Genomic DNA, 21,157 nt, shown 5'->3' with positions numbered 1-21,157 from the left:
AGTTTTTAAGTTCAATTAATTTATCAATACTATTTGTTCTTTCGGCTTCTGATTTTCAAGTACTTCTATTGTATGCAGAATCTTTAGAAGGTAATTTTTTTAATTTCTTTTAAAGCTTCTTCTCTACTTAATCTAAATTCTTGTTCTAATGTTGCTTGAACTTCATTTTTGATTCTTTCTAATTCAATAATATTCTTAGAATCAATACCTTGATTAAAGTTTGATTGATGTTTATTTGGTACTAGATTCTTAAGTTTAGCTATTAAAGCTTTTACTTCGGACAATTTAGCTTGCCTTTGTTCTTCACTCTTTCTTTCGATAGCTTCTTTATATACTTTTGCAAATTCATTGTAATTTTGTTTTGAAGTATCGTTTAAAGTATTAGTTAATCTTGTTCTTTCATCAGAACTATTAAGCTCATTAATTTTTGATAATACTTCTCTTTTTCTAGAATTTAACTTAGCTTCAACTTCTTTATTTAAATTCTTAAGAGCTTCCTCAGTTTTATTTGAACCATTTAGAAGTTCTAGTTTTTGTTTAACACCTTTATCGTTTTGAGAAGTTGAATTTGGATTTTCATAATCTAATTTTCAATCTTGAATTGAAGGTATATTAGAAACATTAGTATCATTTAAATTAATGTTTTCAATGTTAGATGTTGTATTATTAAAGATTTTATCTAATTCCACAACTAAAGCTTCTGTTGCATTATTCATTTCATTAAAAGTACTTGTTTTATCATTTAGAGATTTATATTTTTCTCTTTCGCCGTTTGTACTTTCTAATTTAATTCTGGCTAACTCAAGTTCTTGATATTTTCTATCTAAAATTTCTTTTACTTTGTTGTTCGCTTGTTGTAATGTTGCAATATCAGTAGCTGATTGTATTTCATTAATGATTTGATCTTTATTATCATAACCTTCTAATCTTCTTGTTGCTTCTTCAACAGCTTTACGTTTAGAATCATTAAATGTATTTAATTCTAAAACGGCTTTATCATACACTTCATTAGCTTGTGCAACAGATTTTGCTTTTTCTAATTCATTAAATAATGCAACACGTTTTTCAACTGGTACTTTATTAATTTCTGCTGTTGTATATTCTTTAGCATATTGAATTGCTTGTTTTTGAAGATCCTTCATCTCGTTTACATTAGCTTTTGTTTCGGCATTAGCTTCAGGTTTTGTAGAAGTTCCGCCATCTTTTAATAATCTAATATCATTATTAATTTTATTAGCTATATCATTAAAATCTAATGTTGAGTCAGCAATAACTTTATCATAAGTAGCTTCAGTATCAGAAGTTTTTAATTGAGCTTCTCTAGTAACTTTTAATTCTGAACCTTCTAATTTTTTAATAGCTTCTAATGCTTTTTGCTTTTTATCATTTAATATTGTTTCAGCTTGTTGTTTAGCATTATCTATAGCATCTTTAGTTGCGTTTTGTCCATTAACTGTTGATAATAATTCATGTTTTTTATCATTATCATTTAATTTATTAATCACAACTAGCGCATCTTCTAATGATTTAACTCTGGCAATTTCATTAGTAATAGCTAAAATTGATTCTTTAGTATTACTATTATTGATTAATTCGGTAATATTTCTTTTTAAATCAGTTGATGATATACCTGAATTTAATAATTCTTTTCTAACTTGATCTCTATATTCTTCAAGCTTAGTTTCAACTTTATTATTAAATTCTTCATATGCCGCTTGAGTATCAGTTGTTTTAGCAGTATTTAATTCATCATTTAATTCATCGCCTACTTGTTTAGCTTTTTCTTCAGATTGTTTTCTAAGCTCCGCAAGTGCTATTTCAACTTTAGTTTTTACATTATTGTATTCTGTTTGTGAATTTGCAGAGTTAAATTCTTTTACTAAAGTTGCTTTAGGTTCGGTATTATCTGTTAATTTTTTCAATAAATCTTCAACAGGTTTTCTGTTTGTTGTATTTATATACTCTCTTGCTTCGTTTCTTAATTCTTTAACTTTTTCAATGTTATTTTGGATAACTGCATTATTTAATTGATCAACTAAATCATTTTTCTTGTCTACATCATCAGTATTTGAAGAGTTAATTAAGTCAATAACTTCTTGTGTTGCTTCTTTTTCGGATTTTAATTCTTGTGATTCTTGAGCTATTTTTTCATTTATATTTGAAAGTATTTCTGATAATTTTTCTAATTGTTTATCTTTCTTACTTTTTGTTTCATTTTCACCAGGTTTATCTGTACTTGGTTGGATAGTTTTTTCAATCTCATTAATTTCATTTTCTCAAGTAGTTTTTTGATCGCTTGTACGTAATTTATTTAATTCTTCTTTAACCCAATCAACTTTCTTTTGTACTTCATTAGCATTTTCTAACTCATGTAATTTATCGATTGTATCTGTCTCTGAGTCATTAATTTTTTCAATTAATTCATCACCTTTACTTGATTTATTTGAATTAATGTTATTTCTTACAGTATCTTTATATTTTTCAAAAGCTTCTTTAGCTTTTTCAATAATATCATCATATGTAGTTTCTAAAGCATTTTCATCCGCTCTAAGTTTAGATGTATCGTATAAGTCTTTTATTTGTTTTCTTGGATCATCACTACCAATTGTTCCATTAACATCTTCAATATTAATCTTTTCAAGAATTTTATCTACTTCAGCTTTTTTGTCATCTAATTGCTTATTAGCTTTATCTTTAATTTTTGTAACATCATCCAATGTTTTAGCATTCTTTAATTCTTCACTAATAGCTTCTTTGTCTTTTAATCTATTTATAATAGGTCAAGTTTCGATTTTAGAATTACTTAACTCTTTATCTTGTTCTTTCTTAGAATCATCAATTGAAGACTCAATACCTTTTAACTGTTCGATCGCTTTTTCGTAATCATCTGTAGAAATTGCGTCAATTTGATCATTCAATGTACCTTTTCTATCTGGTCAAAGTTCTTCGACTTTTTCTTTTAATTGAACTTTCTTAAGTTCAATTTTAGCTTCTTTTTCTATGTTTTCATAGAATTTCTTATCTTTGGTAATTGAAGAGTCCGTATTATTTAACTTTTCATTTAATTTTGCCTTAGTTGCATTATTTTCTGGAAGTTTATCAACACTGTCTTTTGCTTTTTGTTTTTCTTCATCTAAGTATCTTTGCACTTCTTTAGAAATATCATTTATTTTTGATTCAGTTGTCGCATCTTTTAATTCTTGTTTAAGACGGTCATGATTTTCATCACCAGCTATTAAATCAATTGTTGCGTCGGCAACTTTTTTGATATCTTCAATTTTCTTATCAAGATTTTCTTTAATTTTTTGAGCATCTTTTAAAGTATTTGCGTTTTTTAACGCTTCTTGTAATCTAACTTTAGAATTTTCAGAATCATCATTTGTATTATCAACTAGTCTATTATTAATTTCAATTTCAAGATTGTTTTTAAAATCTCTTAAAGTATCTTTTTCTTTTTTAAGTTGTAATTCGACTTCTTTACATAATTCTTTAAGTTCAGGTAATAATCTCTGTCATTTTGTTAGATCTTCTTTTGATTCACCATTTTCTAAAACAACTGTATTTGATTGAATTTTTGCAAGTTTTTCTTTATATTCTTCTTTTAAACTTTCATCTTCAACAGTATTAATTAAACTTGTAATAAATTCACCAAGTTTTGTATTTGCATTTTTAAGGCCTTCAACTAAAGCATTAATATCATTTGCTTGATCTAAAGAGTTATGTATTGTAATTTTATCTTCGCTAGTTCCGGGGAAATTCTCGTTAATTAAATCTTTGTACTCGTTTCTTACTTTATCTAAATACTCTTTAACTTTTACGTTTAAAACATCACGTACTTCATCTTCAGTATCAACTTCCAAGTTATTAACTAAGTTAGCTAAGTCGTTATATTTTTCAAGGTGTTGCGGAGATTCTTTTGAAGCTTGATCGGCATTCGGTTTTGTCGGTTGAAGTTTTTTAGCAATTTCTTCTCTAATTTCTTTTTTGATATCTTCCATCATTTTAACAGCTTTATCTTTAATCTCTGTAGCTTTTGATGGAATTTGTTGGCTTTGTTCGGCTTTTTCTAATCTATCAATCTCTTGTTGTAATTTAGATTTTTCTAAGTTACTTTCAGAAAGTAAACTTACAGCATGTTTTGCTTTTTCGATTTCAACTCTAAATTGTTTATTTTCTGCCTTCGCTAACTCTTCAACTCTTTTTTCAATTTCATCTAAACGAATTTTTGAATCAACCGCATCATTAGGAATTGAATCTAATTCATTTTTAATATTTGTTTTATCTTCAGAGTCAGTTAAAATATCAATAACTTTTTCAATTATTTGACGTTTACTTTGATTATTAATTTCTGTTTTTATATTAATTAATTCAGAAACGCTATTTGCAGCATTTATTCTATCGTTAAATGATCCTTTAACATCATCATTAATAGGTTCTAACAACATTTTAACGCTTTCTTTTTCGTCATCCAATATCTTTTCAATATCTAATATTATTGATTGATATTTAGATTCTTTATTAGCGTTCTTAATATCTTGTTCTTTTTGTAGTTTTTCTGCACTACCATTAAGTTTTTCTAATGCTTTAACTGCTTTTTGTTTTCATTCTTCCAATTTATTATTAATTTGAGAAATAACATCGTTAACTTCTTCAACAGTAGATGCGTTATCTAAATCTGTACTTAATTTAGTGTTTAACTCATTAGTTACATCTATTTTCCCTAAATCATCTCTAGTTAAACTTATTTTTTCTTTTAATCCTTTGTTGAAAGTACTTTTTTCTTCGATTCTACGTTTTAAATCTTCAACTTTTTCAAGCGAATCAGTATTTTCAGAGTTAATTTCGTTAATGAATTCAGATTTTTGATCTTTCAACATAACTGTATTTGAATCATCTAAAAGACTTAATAATTCTTCTTTTTTAAGTTGTAATTCGATTTTATTATTTAATTCATGTAATTTTTCGATGCTATTAGCATTTTCAAATTCTGTTCTAAATTCTTCTTGTTTATCTTCGTCTTTTACTTTATCTATTTTTTTAGAAGTAATATTTTGTTCGATTTCGAAAACAGTATTTATATTTTTGATTAATTCATTAACACTTGATTCAACTAAAGTTTCTTTTTTAGAGTTTAAATTATCAAATATTTCTTTATATTTGTTTTGTTTTTCACTATCACCATTTAATTTTAATAATGACTCTTGTGCTTCATTAAGTTTAGAATTAATTACATTAGTAACTTCATCACGATATCCTTTTAAAGTTAATTCATTATCAACTTTTGTAATATCTTTCATTAAAGTTGCATTGCTTAAAATTGTATCTTCTGTTATACGTTCAAGTTGTTTTTTTGTGTCGTTTAAATAATCATTAAATTCATCAATGATTTTTTCTGTTATTGTAATTAAAACGCTTTCGTTTTTAGCATTATTAATTTCTTCAACGAATGATTCTCTAATCGGAGCACTTGAATCAACGTTTAATGTTCTATTTAAAAATGAAGTTAAATTATTTTTTAATTCTTGGAATCTTGAAATAGCCTCAGTTTTAATTTCTTCGATCTTTTCTTCATTTTTAGCGTTAAGTAAACTAGTTATTAAATTTTTATTATTATTTAATTTAGATGCATGAACAACAGCTTCTTCTCTAGCTCTTCGAATTCTATCGTCTATTCTTTTAATAGCATCATGAACTTGCTCTAGATTTTGTGCTGAATCAATTTGTCTTTGAATTGATGTCTTTTCGTCAGAATCTTTTAAATTATTAAGTTTTTCTCTTGCTTCGTTTTGTAAATGTAAAAGCTTATTGGCTTCAATAACTTTAGTTTCTTTAGCGGCTTTAAGTGCATTTCTAGAATCTTCAAGTGATAGATTATCATTTGAAATGATTTCGTTGAAATTATCAATATTATCTTGTTCGTATAGTGTCTCAACTATTTTTTGAATTTGCTCTTTGTTCTTCGCAATCTCGTCTTTTTCCATTTCAATTTGAGCTTGTATTTGCTCTTTAACTTTAGAAATTTCTTCAAGAGTATTTGCATTTTCTAATTTTTCAGCAAAATCATTTACTTTAGATTTTTCTTGAACTGAATCTAATAATTCTAATGCATCATTTTTATTGTTATATATATTAGATTCAACTTTGATTTCGTTATAAATATCATTTAATTCTTTTATATTTTTAGCTGCTTCAATTCGTTCAAGTAAACTATCTCATTTATCATCTTTTTGAGAAAGTTTTCTTAATTCTTCATGAACTTCATTAAATTTATCTGAAAAAACTTTTTCAGTACCTAATTTAACATCTTCTAAAGTAGTTTCGTTTTTAGCTCCGATTAAACGGTTTTCAAAGTGAGTATGTTTTTCATCATCACCAACTAATTTAGCTAAAGATGCTTCAGCTTCTTTACGAAGGTCATCAATAAATTTAGTTATTTTTTCTGTAACTGCTTGAACTTCACTAGGAGTTTTTGCCAAACTAATTTCTTTAGCTCATTCACCTTTTAAATTATTAGAATCTGAAATATAAACTAGTTTTTCAATTGCTTTCTTTTTAGCATCTAATAATTCTTGATCTTCTCTAGATAGATCTTGGTTTATTAATTTTTCTATTTCATTTAATTGATCAATACTATTACTTTCATCAACTTTTGAAAGATAATCTTTTTTATCAATTAATTTATCAATTTTATCTAAAATTGCATTTTTTGTTGTCTCGAACTCAAATTGTTTATCAATTTTTTCTTCAAGTTCTTTTGCTTTTTGAGATGTATCAGCTTTAATCTTTTCTTCTTTGAATTTATTTCTAATTGTTTCATCTTCGATTAAAGGTATTTTAGAATCAATTCTATCGATAATAGAATTGTGTAATTGTTTTTCATTATTTACTTGTTTAATGTAATTATAAATTAAGGTTCTTGCGTCATTAAGTTTAGCACGAACTTCATTTTGATCTACATTAGGATTATTATTCGAATCTTTTAGGGCTTTTTCTAATTTGTCTAAAAATTCTTGTTTTTTGTCATTATCTTCAATTTTATTGTTAACAAAGTCTTTTAATTGATCATGTTTTAATTTATTTGATTCTTCAATTTTAGAATAGTTATTAGCATCTGTGATTAATTTAATTAAATCATCATATGTTTTAGCTTCTTTTAATCTATTAGTTAGTTCATCTTTTTTAACTTGATTTTGAATTCTTTTTATAGCTTCTTCTGCTTCTTTTTTACTTAATTGTATTTTGTAAATTTCATCTAATTCAGCTTTAATTTTAAGTGTTTCATCTAAGTTTTTAGCATTATTTAAATCTTCTTTTAATTTATTAGCTATTTCTTTATCTTCAATTAAGTCCGCAATAGTATTACCATCTTTTTTAGCTTCTTCAAAATTTAGCTGTGTTTTAGCTTTTTTAAGTAAGTCTAAAATATTCCCAGCATTTGTTGATGGATTTTCTTTGATTTTATCGAATTCTGTTTTAAGACTAGCTTTTTTATTTGGATCTTGAATTTTTTCTATTGATGTTTCTGTTTCTTTTAATAAGTTAGAAATGTAAGCGTCAACATCTTTACCTATTTGCTTGATATCAGCTTGATTAATAGATTCTGTTAATCTTGTTATAAATTCATTTTTAGTAGTGTAGTCACCATTTAATTGTTCTAATTTAGCTTTAACTTTTTCTTTTTCATTTGCTATGATATCAATAACTTCTTTTGAAATTTTGTCAATTTCTTTTAAATCAGTTGTTGAAGTTAGTTTATCTAATAATTCATCTTTTTTAGGGTTCTCTAACTGTGAAACAAGCTCTATAGCTTCTTTTTTAGCCTTTAATAAAGCAATTAAATCGTTTATATTTTTTTCTATTCTATCTAACTCTTTTATTTCATTGCTTTGGTTTACTTGATCAACTAAAACATCTTGTGTATTGTTATCTAAATCGGAATTTCTTATTTTGTCAATAAGTTGTTCTTTCTTGAATTTTATATAACCAACAATACCAGCATGGTCTTTAAGATATTCTTCAATTTGTTCTTTAGTTTCTAATAAAAGAGGAATAGATTTTGTTTCACTTGCATCAGCAATTTTCCTCTCAAAAGCATCATGTATTTGTGAATCTTCAATTAGATCGTTTAATTCTTCAACTTCTTGTTTTAACTTATCAAAAGATGATTTCTTTTCATATTCAAGAATTTCTAAAATATTTTTTTCAATAGCAGGTAAATCTTCAAAATTACTTGCTTTAATATTACTTAAAATATTAGCTTTTTTATGTAAATTATGAATGCTTAAAGCAAGATCTGAAACTCTTTTATATTCTTTTAATTCTGTATTTAATTTATTTAATAATTCTAAATTATCACCAGCTTCTTCTACTAAAGCGGTAAATTTATCTCTAATAACTTCTGGTAAAGAATTTATTAATCTTGAATTATCTGATTTTAAATTATCTATTTGAGTTTGTTGTGAATTAACATAATTAGAAATTTCTTCTAATAATTTTTCACTTTCAGAAGGAATTTTATTAAATTTATCTTTTAAAACAGATAACATTTTTTCATTAAATTCTTTTTTATCTTCGTCATTTTGTATTTTATTTATCAAACTATCGATTTGAGAAATAATATCAAGACCCACGTTATATGCTAATAAATCAAAACCATTATCATGATTTTGATACTCATCTTTTCTAGTGAATTTTTCGCCGTTAATTGTTGTATTTTCTAACGATTCTTCTTTTGCTGAAATAGATAAACGTAAAGCATCTAGAACTTTATTTTTTAATAAATCTAATTCGTGAAACTGTTCTTTCCTCCTATAATTTGGGCTAATTTTATTAAATTTGGTAATAAATAAATCTTTATTAATATTCAATTTATCAATTAATTCCTTTAATAAATTATATTTATAATTGTAATTTTTTCTATCTTTAGATCAATTTCATGTTACAGTAATTGCCGTTATTGACGAGACTACTGCAGCTATAGCTGGACCAGCTATAATTGACTTCAGTTTATTATTTTTAGACATTTTTATCTCCTAATTAATTTTTGTATTTATACATTATATATTATATATATTTATTTAATAAAAACAATTTGTGAAAAACCCCGTGCCACAAGTGAGTTTTTACTATAAAAGTTATTTAAATTTAATTCAAATTTATCTATCAAATAATCAAATTTAGTATAAAAAAGTTAACAACTTTTTTGTTAACTTTTTTCATATTATCTACGTGTTGTGAAATTTAAATCTCTTGAATTATGTTGACTATAATCTATGTATTCTCTACCACTATATTGATCACGAGAAATACTATATTTAAAATTCTTACCATCAGCAGTAAATTCTATTTCATGAATCGCATAATTATAAGAATTAGAATTATAACCACGTAATTCTTTAGAACTAACGTTTATTATTAGATTTCCAGTTGCTTGATCTAGTGATGTAGTAAATGTTGTGTTTCTAGGTACGTATCTAAGTGCAGGACTATGATCTGGACGACGTTGACTAGTACCTCTTAATTTAATTACTATAGAATTATTATTTACTCTTCCTATGTTCTTTATATTTAATCCGCGAATGCTAAAATTATCACCATTGGAAGCGTTATAACCACTATAAGTAGCAGACATAGTTCTCGCTGACGCTTTAATTCTTTTATCTTCAACGACAAAAGCTTGATAATTACTATTATTTTCATTTAAACGTAAAATAACATTATTTGTATTTTCTAAAACTTGTTCATCAGTCAATTCTTCCGAACTATAAACTATTCTTTCTAATGAATAGTTACCTGCTTCTGTTGCTTTTTCTTTTCTGAAATTAAATGCAAGGTGATTAGGCCCTGATCTTTGTATGTCATCATCGGTTTGAGCACTAATTGTAGCATCTGAAACAATTCTATGTTGTTGTTCATCAATAGCAATAGCATACATTTTTTTATTACTATAAATTCCATCTAATTTTAAAAGGTAAGTATCAATTGTTATTTGATTTGCACCTTCATTTCTACCTATTACAAATTTGTCTAGGCTTCTAGTCCTCGATGATGACCTTACTTCATTATAGTTATTCATATCATCAATTAATTGTTGTAATGGCTCAATAGTAATATTATTATTATTCATTGCATTATATCTATCTTGGAACTCTTGTTTTTTATTAGGGTTTATATTTCAATCTCTAAGTTTATTTTCAGCAATAGTTTTTCTTGAATTAATTTCGTTATTAATTTCTCTTTCTAATCCTAATAATCTATCCATTGTTTTAAACGGTTCTTCTTGTCTTGTTTTATAATTATTTCTTAATTCAGCGAATCTAGCACCAGCCAATTTAGCTTCTCTTAAATTTGCAACACTATTATATTTAGTTAATAATTCATCAGATAATCTACGATTATCACGCACTTTACTTTGGCTAACTAGACTTTCATTTACTTTAAATTGTTCTCTAGTACTTGTATCAAATTGTGAAGTAGATACGTTTAATAAACGAATTTCTTCATTCATTATATCAGTTGCATATTTTTTAACTTCTTCGTATTCACTTTCATTTAATGTATTATTGTTTGACTTTTCTAAATTAGTATTGTGATTTACATCTGAACTATTATCATCTAAACGTTTCATTGCGTTTTGAGCTTCAGTTTGTTTACCTGTTAAATAATTTCTTACCTCATTAACTGCATCGCTAATTTGAGATGGTGTAAGAGCATCATTATTTATTCTAGTTGTTCAATCTTCTTTAGAACTATTATTCTCTTTTAATCTAGCTAAAAGGTTTTCAGCACCTTCTCTAGCTTTTTCACGTTGAGCTTGTAATATTAACGCTTTTAGTGCATCAACTGTTGCTTGGTTTTGATCTCAAGCTCAGTCTATTTGAGATAATTTAGTAAATAATTCACCTTGTTTAGGGTTTTGTAATTTATTAATTTCTGTCACTGCATCATTAACTAATTTTCTTAATCCATTTTCGCTATTTTCGATAGCATTATTCATTGATTCGGTCGAATTTCTTTCACTTGTTGCAGAAACATCTTGTGTTAAGTTTCATGCTTCGTTTAATTTTTGTTTTATCTTTGTAGCTTTTTCATCAATAGAATTAATTTTTTGTTTTGTATTATCTAAAGATTCTTTTAATGATATTGCTTTATTTTTAATTTGTTCAAATTGTTGTGTTTTACCTTCTGCTGTTGTGAAAAATTGTGCTAAATTACCAAGTTTTACGTTTATTGAATTAAATTCATTTCTTAAACTTTGTTTTTGAGAATTTTGACTAAGTTCATTTATTTTTGAATCAACTTCAGCTTTCATGTCGAATAAGTCTTTTACTTTTTCGAATTGTCTAATTAAACCGTTAGGATAATCAATTTTTCTTTTTATATCATCGAAAGTTTCAAGACTGCTTGAGTTATCTAAAACATTTCTGATGTTTCAAAGTTCTTCACTTAATACAAAATCTCAAGGATTTCAAGAAACATTATTGTTATTTTTAATATTGTTGTTAAAGTAATTTAATACTTTTTGATATACATCTTTTGTTTCTCGCATTTCCCTTAATAAATTATCAATTTTTTCAATGCTTTCAGCTTTGGTAGAGTTAAGCATATTCTTAATTAGACGGTGATATCTTCTTGTACCGTAAACTGGAGCACCATGGTATGCTTGGTGATCATCATCAGGGAAAATGATACCAATTTGATTTTTAAATTCATTATATTTTTCAATAGTCTTAATAACAACTTCTTCTTTGAATTTTACCAACGCATCACCATATGTTTCACTAGTATCATTGTTATATGTTGCAGCTATAATTTTATCACGTTCTGCTTTTAAGTAACCTTTAGCACCTTCTTGCATTTTGTTAATTTCAACATTTATAGAATCAATAATTCCACTTATTGTATTTTTTGCATCTTGTTTAATTCTATTTAAATTGTCAATGTCTTCAGTTTCATTTATTTCTCTAATAAGTGCTTCTCTGTTGTATGTTGCATCTGTTTTAGGTAGTTTTTTAACTTCTTCTAAAGCAGCTTCTCTACTTATTCTAAGTTCTTCTGCAAGTGCTTCTCTAACATTGTTTTCGATTGTTTCTAATTCTTCAAGAGACTTGGTTTCTATTCCATTATTAAAATCAGATTTATTTTTACCTGGGACAAGGTTTCTAAGTTGTTCAATTAACGCATTTACTTCAGATAATTTAGCTTTTCTTTGTTCTTCTTTTTTGCCTTCAAGAACTTGTTTATAAACTTTTGCAAATTCATTGTAATTTTGTTTTGAAGTATCATTTAAAATACCAGTCAATCTAGTTTTTAAGTCTTCATTAGTTAGTTCGTTAACTTTTGCTAAAACTTCAGCTTTTTTATTTTTTAATTTGTTTTGTACTTCTTGATTCAAGTTTACAAAATCTGTTTGGGTTCTTTGGTTAGTTTAAATCATCTAATTTATTTTTAAGACCTTTTGGATCTGAATTTTGATAATCTCTATTTCATTCTTCAAAGAATGGTTGATTAACAACTTCTGGATCTGTTAAATGAATTTTTTCAACATTATTTGATGATTCATTATGAAGTCTTTGTAATTCATTATTAATAGCTTGAACAGCATCTCTTAATTCTTGTACTGTACTATTTGTTTCATCTTTATTTGAATTTGCTGTTTTAACATTATTGTTATCGTTTAATTTTCTAAGAGCGACTTTTAACTTAGCAGCTTCACCTGCAACGATAGGTTGAATTTTTTCTGTAGCTGTTCTTAAATCTTCTGCGCTTTGTGCAGCATTAATTTCATCAATTATCTTTTGTAAATCTTCATGACCATTTAATTTATTACGTGCATCCTCTACAGCAGCTGTTTTAGCTGTTGCTAAATCTTTTTCGGCATTTGCTTGAACTACAATATCATTAATAACTTCGACACTTGTAGCGTTTTCAAGCATTTCACGTAATTTATCTTGTTTATCAGCTGGCGCTTTATCAATCGCTTTATTAGCATAAACTTTTGCGTAATCGACAGCTTGTTTATGTAGTTCTCTAATTTCAGAGATAGTTGCTTTTTCATGAGCTATTGGGTTAGGTTTAGCACCTTGATCTTGACCATCTTTTAATAATGCGATATCTCTATTAACTTCATCTGCTATATTATTAAATTCGTTTGTAGCGTTAGTAATAATAGTATCATAATCAGATTCGTTTAATGCAGAATCTAATAAAGCTTGATATTTATTATTTGCACCTTCTCCATTATTAAATTTAGCAATAACTTTTATAGCTTCTTGTTTTTTAGCTTCTAGTTTATCTATTGCCTCTTGTTTTAATCTATCAGCTGCATCCTTAGTAATGTTTTCTTGATTAAGTTCGCCTAAAAGTCTTTCTTTTTCCAGGTTGTTTAATTTATTAATTTCGATTTTAGCGGCTTTAATTGCTGTTTCTAATTCTTTTTGTTCTTCAATTTTATCTTCAATTTGTTTAATTTGTTCTTTTGTTGTTGCGGAATCTATTTGTTCTTCGAATTTATTACTATTTTCTAAGTTAGCTTCAGCTAATTTTGTTCTTGCTGCGTTTTTATATTCTTCAAATTTTTCGTTAGCTTTTTCAATAAAGTCATCATAAGCTTGTTGAGTACCTTCAGTTTTAGCGGTTTGAAGATCAGTATCTAATTCTCCACCAAGTTTTTGAGCAGCTTCGGTAGCTTTAGTTTGAAGGTCATTTAAAGTTTTTTCAACTTCTGCTTTAATTGCCTCAAATTCTGCTTGAGTTTTTGCAGCATTATACTTATCTTGTAATCCTTCAACTCCATCAACTGTTAACATAGGAGCTTTATCTTGTCTTAGTTTACTTAACGCTTCTGATGCTTCGTCACTCTTTGTTTTAATAAATTCTTTAGCTTGTTTTGTGATTTCTTTTATCGCTTCAACATCTTTATTTTCTAGAGCTTCTTGAAGTTTAGTGTTTCATTCTTGTTTTTTACCAGTAGCGGCAGCATCTGTTCCGTTAATTAACTCAAGAGCTTTTTTAGCTTTAGTTTCTTCTTCTTGAATTTGTTCGTTTTGATTATCTACAGCCTCATTAACTTCACTTAATAATTCAGCAAGTTTATTTAAGTCTTTTTCTTTTTTGCTTAAAGTTTCATTTTCAGCAACTTTATCTGTACTTGGTTCAATATTATTTTTAATTTCGTTAAGTTTTTGTTCAAATGCAGTTTTAGCATCATTTTGTGCATGACCTTCTAATTTCTTAGTTATTTCATCCACTTTTGCATAAACTTCATTAGCGTTAAGTAATTGGTGTAATTTATCAATTGTATCAGCAGTTGCTACCTTAGCTAATAAATCATCTTTCTTAGATGTTGTACTATTTGTAAGTTGTTCTTGAACTTTAGCTTTATAGTTATTAAACGCTTCATTAGCTTTTGCTTTTATATTTTCGTATGTTGCTTCTGTTGCATCAACTGTGTTAGTTTGTTTTAATGATTCATATAAATCAGCAATTTCTTTTAATGGGTTTTGATTATCAATTGTGTTAGGTAAATCAGTAACATTAATTTTTGTTAATGCAGCATCAGCAAGAGCTTTATCAGCATCTAAAATAGCGTATGCGTCATTTTTAGCTTTTTCAACTGCTTCAAGTGTTGTAGCATCTTCTACTACTTTTAGTTTAGAAGTTTTATTTTCTTCTTCATTATCATGACCATCTGTTAATCTATTAATTACTTCGTTAGCTGAAGCTTTAGCTTCTGCTAACTCTCTATTTTGTTGTGTAGTAGCATTGTTAATTTCTTGTTCTAAAGCAAGTAATTGATCTAGTGTTTGCTGACTATTTTCTGTTAAAGCGTTGATTCTATTTTCGTAATCAGATTTATTTTTATCTCATAAAGCACTAATTTTTTCTTGTAATTCTGCTTTTTTATTAAGAATTTTAGCTTCTAATTCTAATTCTTTAAAGTCAGCAATTGTATTAGTATCTTTAGCTAATCTTTCCGCTAAAGTAGGAGAAGTTGTATCGTTTTTAACTTTATCAATTTGTGCTTTTGCACTATCTTTAGCTTCTTGAACGTAATTTTGTGCTTCTTTTTGAAGTTGATTAATTCTTTCTTCTGTTGTTGCACTTTCGATTTCTCTTAATAAGTTATCATGATTGTCATGACCTTGGGTCAATCCGATTGCAGCTTTTGCAACAGCCTTCTTAGCATTAATTAATTTATCTAATTCGGCTCTAACTTCCTGAGCTTTTTCAAGAGTGTTTGCAGATTCTAATTTTTCAAGTAATTTAGTAACGTCATTTTTTTGATCATCTGGTGTATTAGATGGTTGTTTTTCACCTAATAATGAAGTAGTAATATCATTTTCTAAAGTTTCTTTATATGAACTTAATTCATTAGATTCATCTTCTTTTTGTTCCTTGATTGAATCATATAACTTTTTAAGTTCTGGTAATCTTGTTTGTCATTTAACTTTACTTGTAGTTGTTTGACCAGCATCATCAGTAACTTCATTTGAATTAATTTTATCTAATTGTGTTTTGAACTCTTCTTTTTTACTTGCGGACTCAACTGTTTCTTTTTCAGTATTAATTAAGTCACTTAATTTTTGATTAGCATCTTTAAGAGCATTATTAAGTTGAGTTATATTTGAAGCTCTTTGAATAGCTGATAAAAGATCTTGTTTTAATTGTACTTGAGGGAATAATCTTTCAACATTATTTTTATATTCTTCTTTTGTTGAATTAAAGTAATCTGTAGCGTCTTGATCAAGTACATTTTGAATATCAGTTTCGCTTGTTAATCCATCAACTTTTTTAATTAAACTATCAAGTTTAGCAGTTTGAAGTGGTGCATCTTCGCTATCTGTTATTGTTGGTTCAATAAGTGATCTAATCGCTTCTTTAATTGAAGCTTTTTTATCTGTGATTATTTGTTTAGCTTCATCTCTTATTTTTGCAGCTTCTTCCGCAACTTTACCTGATTGATCACCATTTTCTAAAGCTTCTATTTTAGCAAGCAGTTCCTGTTTTTTATTATTTTCTGATAATAAAGCAACAGCCTGTTTAGCTTCTTCTATAGCGACTTCAAATTCACGACCTTCTTCGCTTGCTTTTTCTTTAACTTGTGTTAATAATTCATTTAATTTTTCGTTAGCATCAGCAGCATTATTTTGAATATTATCTAATTGTTCTTTAAGGTCTATTTTTTCTGTAGAAGGATTTAATTTATCAATTCATTTTTGAGTATTTTCTCTTAATGATTGATTATTTATTTCATTTTCTATTTCCTTTAAAGTAGAAATATTTTTAGCTTCTGTTATTCTTGTAGCAAATTGTTCTTTTAATAATGTGTTAGTTGAATCATTCAATTCGTTAACTTTAGTTCTCTTAGCTTCTAGTAAAGCTTTAGAATCATTAATAATTTTTGTTATTGAAGATTCTGAATTTGCATTACCTAATTCTGAAGTTTTAATAGCTTGTTCATCGCTTCCTTCAAGACCTTTGATTGCTTCTAAAGCTTCATTACGAAGTGCAGCAATTCTTTCGTTAATTTTAGCTTGCACTGCATCAGCATCTTGTGTTGTTCTAGCGTTGTTCAATTCTTCAGTTAAAGAATTTTTTAAAGCTGCATCAACATCAATTTTTTCAAGTTCAGCTTTAATTTCATCTGTTTTTTGTTTAAGTGTTTTATTATATTCACTTTTTTCTTTAATTTCTTCTTCAATTGCAGCTAATTTTTCTAAAGAGTCAGTATTAACATCATTAATTCTAGACTCAAAACCTTGACGTTGTTCATCAAATTGGATTTTTGAAGGTAATGTTTTTAAGATTTCTTCTTTTTTCAATTGAACAGCAATTTTATTATTTAATTCATTTAATTTTTCAATTGAGTTTGCATTTTTAAATTCTTCAAGTAATTTTTGTTTTTGCTCATCATTTGTTACTTTTTGAAGTTCTATATTAGTTTCTGATTTTTCACTATCAAAAATATTATTAATTAATTTTATTAATTCATCAATTTCTGATTCGGTTAAAACATCTTTTCTAGCTTTTAAATCATTTAGTTTATTTTCTTTTGCGGTATGTTCAGTTTCATTACCAACTAATTTAGCTAAATCTTCTTCCGCTTTATCTAATTTAGAGTTAATTAAATTCTTAACTTGTTCAATATGTTTTTTAACTTCTGATTGGCTTTTTAAAGAATCAATACCGTTTGATAAAACAGGATCATTTGTAACTGTATCGTTATTTAAACGTGCAATTTCTGCATTTGCTTTTGTTTTGTATTCATTTAATTTAGTTGCAATTTCTTCTTTTATAGCTAATAATTTATTTTCAGTATCAGCTTGTTGTATTTTTTCTAAAATAGCTTCTTTTTCTTGAATACTTTCATCAATATTTAAAGTATCATTTGCTAATTGGGTAACTTCATCTTTTATAGCATTAAATTCAGCTATAGAAGTATCTTTAAATCCATCAATTTCTTCTTGAGTTGTTGCATTATTAATTTGTGTGATACGTTCATCTTTATTATTTAATTTATTTGTTGCGTTGATTGCTTCAGTCTTTAAAGCGGTAATTCTATCTTTTATAGCTTGTTTAGCAGCAGCTATATCATTGATAATGTTTGTTGCATTCTCAATTTGATCTCTTATAGCTGTTTTTTCAGGTGAATCTAATAATTTTTTAAGTTCATCTAAAGCTTCTTTTTTAGCATCTTTAAGTTGATTTTGTTCAATAATATATGCTTCATTAATTGCTTCAACAGCTAATCTTGAATCTTCTAAAGATATTTCATCGTTAGCAATAATTTCGTTGAATTTATCAATATTTTCTTGAGTAAATAATTTTGCAACTTGTTCTTTTAATTTATCAACATTGGCTTTAATTTCATCAGCTTCATTTTTAATTTGTTGCTTAATATCTTCTTTTATTTGGATTAATTCATTAACATCGTTTGAATTATTTATTCTTTCTAAAAGAACAGGTGAAACTTCTTTATCTTGAACTTGTTCAAGTAATTTTTTAGCTTGTTTTTTATGTTCTTCAACTGTTATAGCATGTTCTATTTTTTCTTGAGCTTCTTTTAATTCTTGAATATTTGTAGCAGCTTTAACTTCAGAATTAAAGTTTTCTCACATTGGGTGATCTTTAGTTAAGTTTTCTAATGATGAGTTAACATCATCAAATTTGTTTGAGAATAATTCTTCTGCTTTTGCAATAACAGCTTCAATAGTTCCTTCAGAATCAGCTTGTGATAAATCTTCTATTAATTTAGCGTGATTTGCATCATCACCTACAATTTTCCCAATAACTTTATTAGCTTTATCTTTTAATTCAGCTAAGAAGTCATCCATAGCTTTTATAATTCCGTTAACTACTTTAGGATCTTTTGCTTCTGATATTTTATTTGCTCATTTATTTTTATTTTCGTTTGAATCTAAAATATGAGTTAATTTTTCAATGGCATTGTCTTTAGCTGCTCTTAACTCTTCAGCTTCACGTGTTAAGTCAGCGTCAACTAAAGCGTCTATTCTTTCTAAATCTTCTAAACTTGTCGCTTTATCAAGTTGATCGATGTAATCCTTTTTGTCTAATAAATTTTCAACTTTTTCAAGAATATTTTCTTTATTTCTTTCAAATTTGATTAATTCATCAACTCTAGCTTCTAATTCTTTAGCATTTTCAATCTCTTTAAGTAAAATTCTTTCATCTTCTAATTGATTTCTTTTTGCTTCATCTTTTACAAGTGCTAATTTACCTAAAATTCTATCTTTAATAGCTTTTAATAATTGTTTTTTATTAGTAATATATTGATCTAATTGTTTACTTATTTCATCTAATTTTAAATTAACTTGTTCTTGATCTATATTATTATTACTTTGTTCGTCTTTTAATGCAGCGTCTAATAATCCGTTAAATTCGTTTATTTTATCTTGTTTAGTAACATTATTTTTAACAAATTCTTTTAACTGTAAGTATTTAACATTATTTGCAATTTCAAAATCAGCATATTTATTAGCTTCAGAAGCTAATTTAACTAATTGATCTGATGTTGTAGCTTGGTTTAATTTTTCAGTTAATTGAGTTTTTTTATCTGCGTGTTTAACTCTTTTGATAGCTGCTTCAGCATTCTTTTTATCTAATTGGAATTGATATGCAGTATCAACTTGGTCTTTTAATTTAATAACTTCATCTAATGTGTTAGCTTTTTCTAACTTATCTTTAAATTCTTTAGATTTCGCATCGTCTTCAAGTTTTTCAGCTGTTTTAATAGCCTCTTTTTTCATTTCTTCAAAATTATCTTGAGCTCTAGCTTCTTTTAAAATTTCAAGTAAAGCACCAGCGGTTGTTTTATCATCGTTTTTAATAGAATCTAAACGTTGTTGTAATTCATTTTTCTTAGTATCGTTTTGATCTATTTTATTGATTTCATTTTGAACTTGTTTTACTAAGTCTTTAAAATATTGTTTTACTTGTGTAGTAATAGCATCAAATTCAGATTCTTTAACAGCTTCAACTAATTTAGAAGTAAAATCATTTTTGGTATCAAAATCACCTTCTAGTCTTTTGATTATATCTTTAGCTACTTGTTTTTTGTCTGATAGTATTTTTACAGCTTCATCAGCTTGTACTTTAACTTCCTCTGTAGTTTTAGAATCATATAATTTATCTAATAATTCATCTTTTTTAGGGTTATTTAATAAATTAATTAATTTTTCAGCTTCTTGGATTGAAGTACGTAATTCTATAGCTTTATTAACATTCTTTTCGATTTTATTTAATTCTGCAATTTCTGTAGCTTTTTCAATTTTATCCAAGAAATTAGCTTTAGCTTCATCGGTTAAATTAGAATCATTAACTTTTTTTCTTAAAGCTTCTTTTTTAAATTCTACAAATCTATTAGCTCCAGCGTGTTCTTTTAAATAATCTTCAATTTTCTTTTTAGTTGCTAATAATTGTTCAATAGATTTCGCATCTGTAGCGGTATTGATTTCTTGTTCAAATTCATTGTGTTTATTTTCATCTTTAACTAAAGAATTTAATTCGATAACTTGTTCTCTTAATTTATCAAATTCTGATTTAGATTGTTCTTCTAATATTTTTTTAATTTCTTCTTCAATAGCTGGTAATTCGTCTAAATTACTTGAATCGATATCACGTAAAACGTTACCTTTTGTATAAATATCATCAATTTGACTTGCTAAATCTGCTACTCTTTTATATTCTTTTAATTCGTCATTTAATTCTTTAAGAGAAGCGATATTATCACCTGCTAAGCCTAATTTTTCATTAAATCTAGCACGTAAAACTGCTAGTAATGAATCTATTAAATCTTTATCAAGTTTTTTTCATTTATTAATTTCTTCCTGCTGTTTATCTAAATAAGCTAAAACGCTTTTTTTAGTCTCGTTTGTCTTAATTAAAGAAGTATTAAAATCAGATTTTAAATCATCTGTTAATTTATTCTTAAATTCGTCTTTCTTGTTTTGGTCTTGCACTTTTGAAATTGCTTCAATTATTTCTTCAGCATTTGTTAATGATTTATTATAGTTATTTAATTCAAATCCGTTTTCTTTTTCCTTGTATTCTTCTTTTCTATCAATTGTAAAACCATTATCTGTTAATGATTTTTCCTTTAATGTAATAGATAATTTTAATTCATCTAAAATTCTATCTTTTAGATCGTTTAAATCTATAAATTGTTTTTGATTTTTGAAATCAGGATCAAGTTTTGAAAATTCAGAAGTGAATTTTTTATTATTAATACTTAAATCTGAAATTAATTTCTTTAAAGTATTGTATTTTAATTCGTAATCATTATTTTTGTTGCTTCAAGTTCATAAAATTGCAACTGCTGTTACTACTGTACCTGTAGCTGCTATACCAGATAGTATCAACGGTGCTTTCTTTTTGTTTTTTGCCATAATTAACTCCTTTGTAGTGTCTCAACTAAATAAATTAATAATAAATTTACTTATAAATGGTTGATTAGTACATTTTATTATATCAAAAAATAATCAAAAAATAAATTGAAAATAAAAATGTAATTTTAATAAGTAAATATTAATTTAATAGTTAAAAACGTTAATAACGGACAAAATAAGCTATATATTTTATTTTTCATAATAAATTAGTTTTATAAAATCGCTATTTTATTATGAAAAATTAATCACTC

Annotated in this window: 3 protein-coding genes; all 3 read right to left on the bottom strand. The window is 26.2% G+C overall.

Annotated elements, in window-relative coordinates:
- Positions 1–83: 83 nt before the first annotated feature.
- A complete protein-coding gene (locus HTZ87_RS00785) occupies positions 84–9,023 on the bottom strand; it encodes a hypothetical protein (protein ID WP_174892672.1) in 8,940 nt (2,979 codons plus the stop codon).
- Positions 9,024–9,220: 197 nt separating this feature from the next.
- Positions 9,221–12,394: a hypothetical protein gene (locus HTZ87_RS00780; RefSeq protein WP_174892671.1), complete on the bottom strand. Its 3,174-nt coding sequence runs from the start codon at positions 12,392–12,394 to the stop codon at positions 9,221–9,223.
- Positions 12,395–12,422: 28 nt separating this feature from the next.
- Complete coding sequence (locus tag HTZ87_RS00775) at positions 12,423–20,906, bottom strand: hypothetical protein (RefSeq protein ID WP_174892670.1); 8,484 nt, start codon at positions 20,904–20,906, stop codon at positions 12,423–12,425.
- Positions 20,907–21,157 lie beyond the last annotated feature (251 nt).

The sequence above is a fragment of the Mycoplasma sp. OR1901 genome (assembly GCF_013348745.1).
In the GTDB taxonomy this organism is placed as follows: Bacteria; Bacillota_I; Bacilli_A; order Mycoplasmatales; family Metamycoplasmataceae; genus Mycoplasmopsis.
The sequence above is the reverse complement of the archived record's forward strand: the minus strand, read 5'-3'. Positions and strand labels throughout refer to the sequence as shown.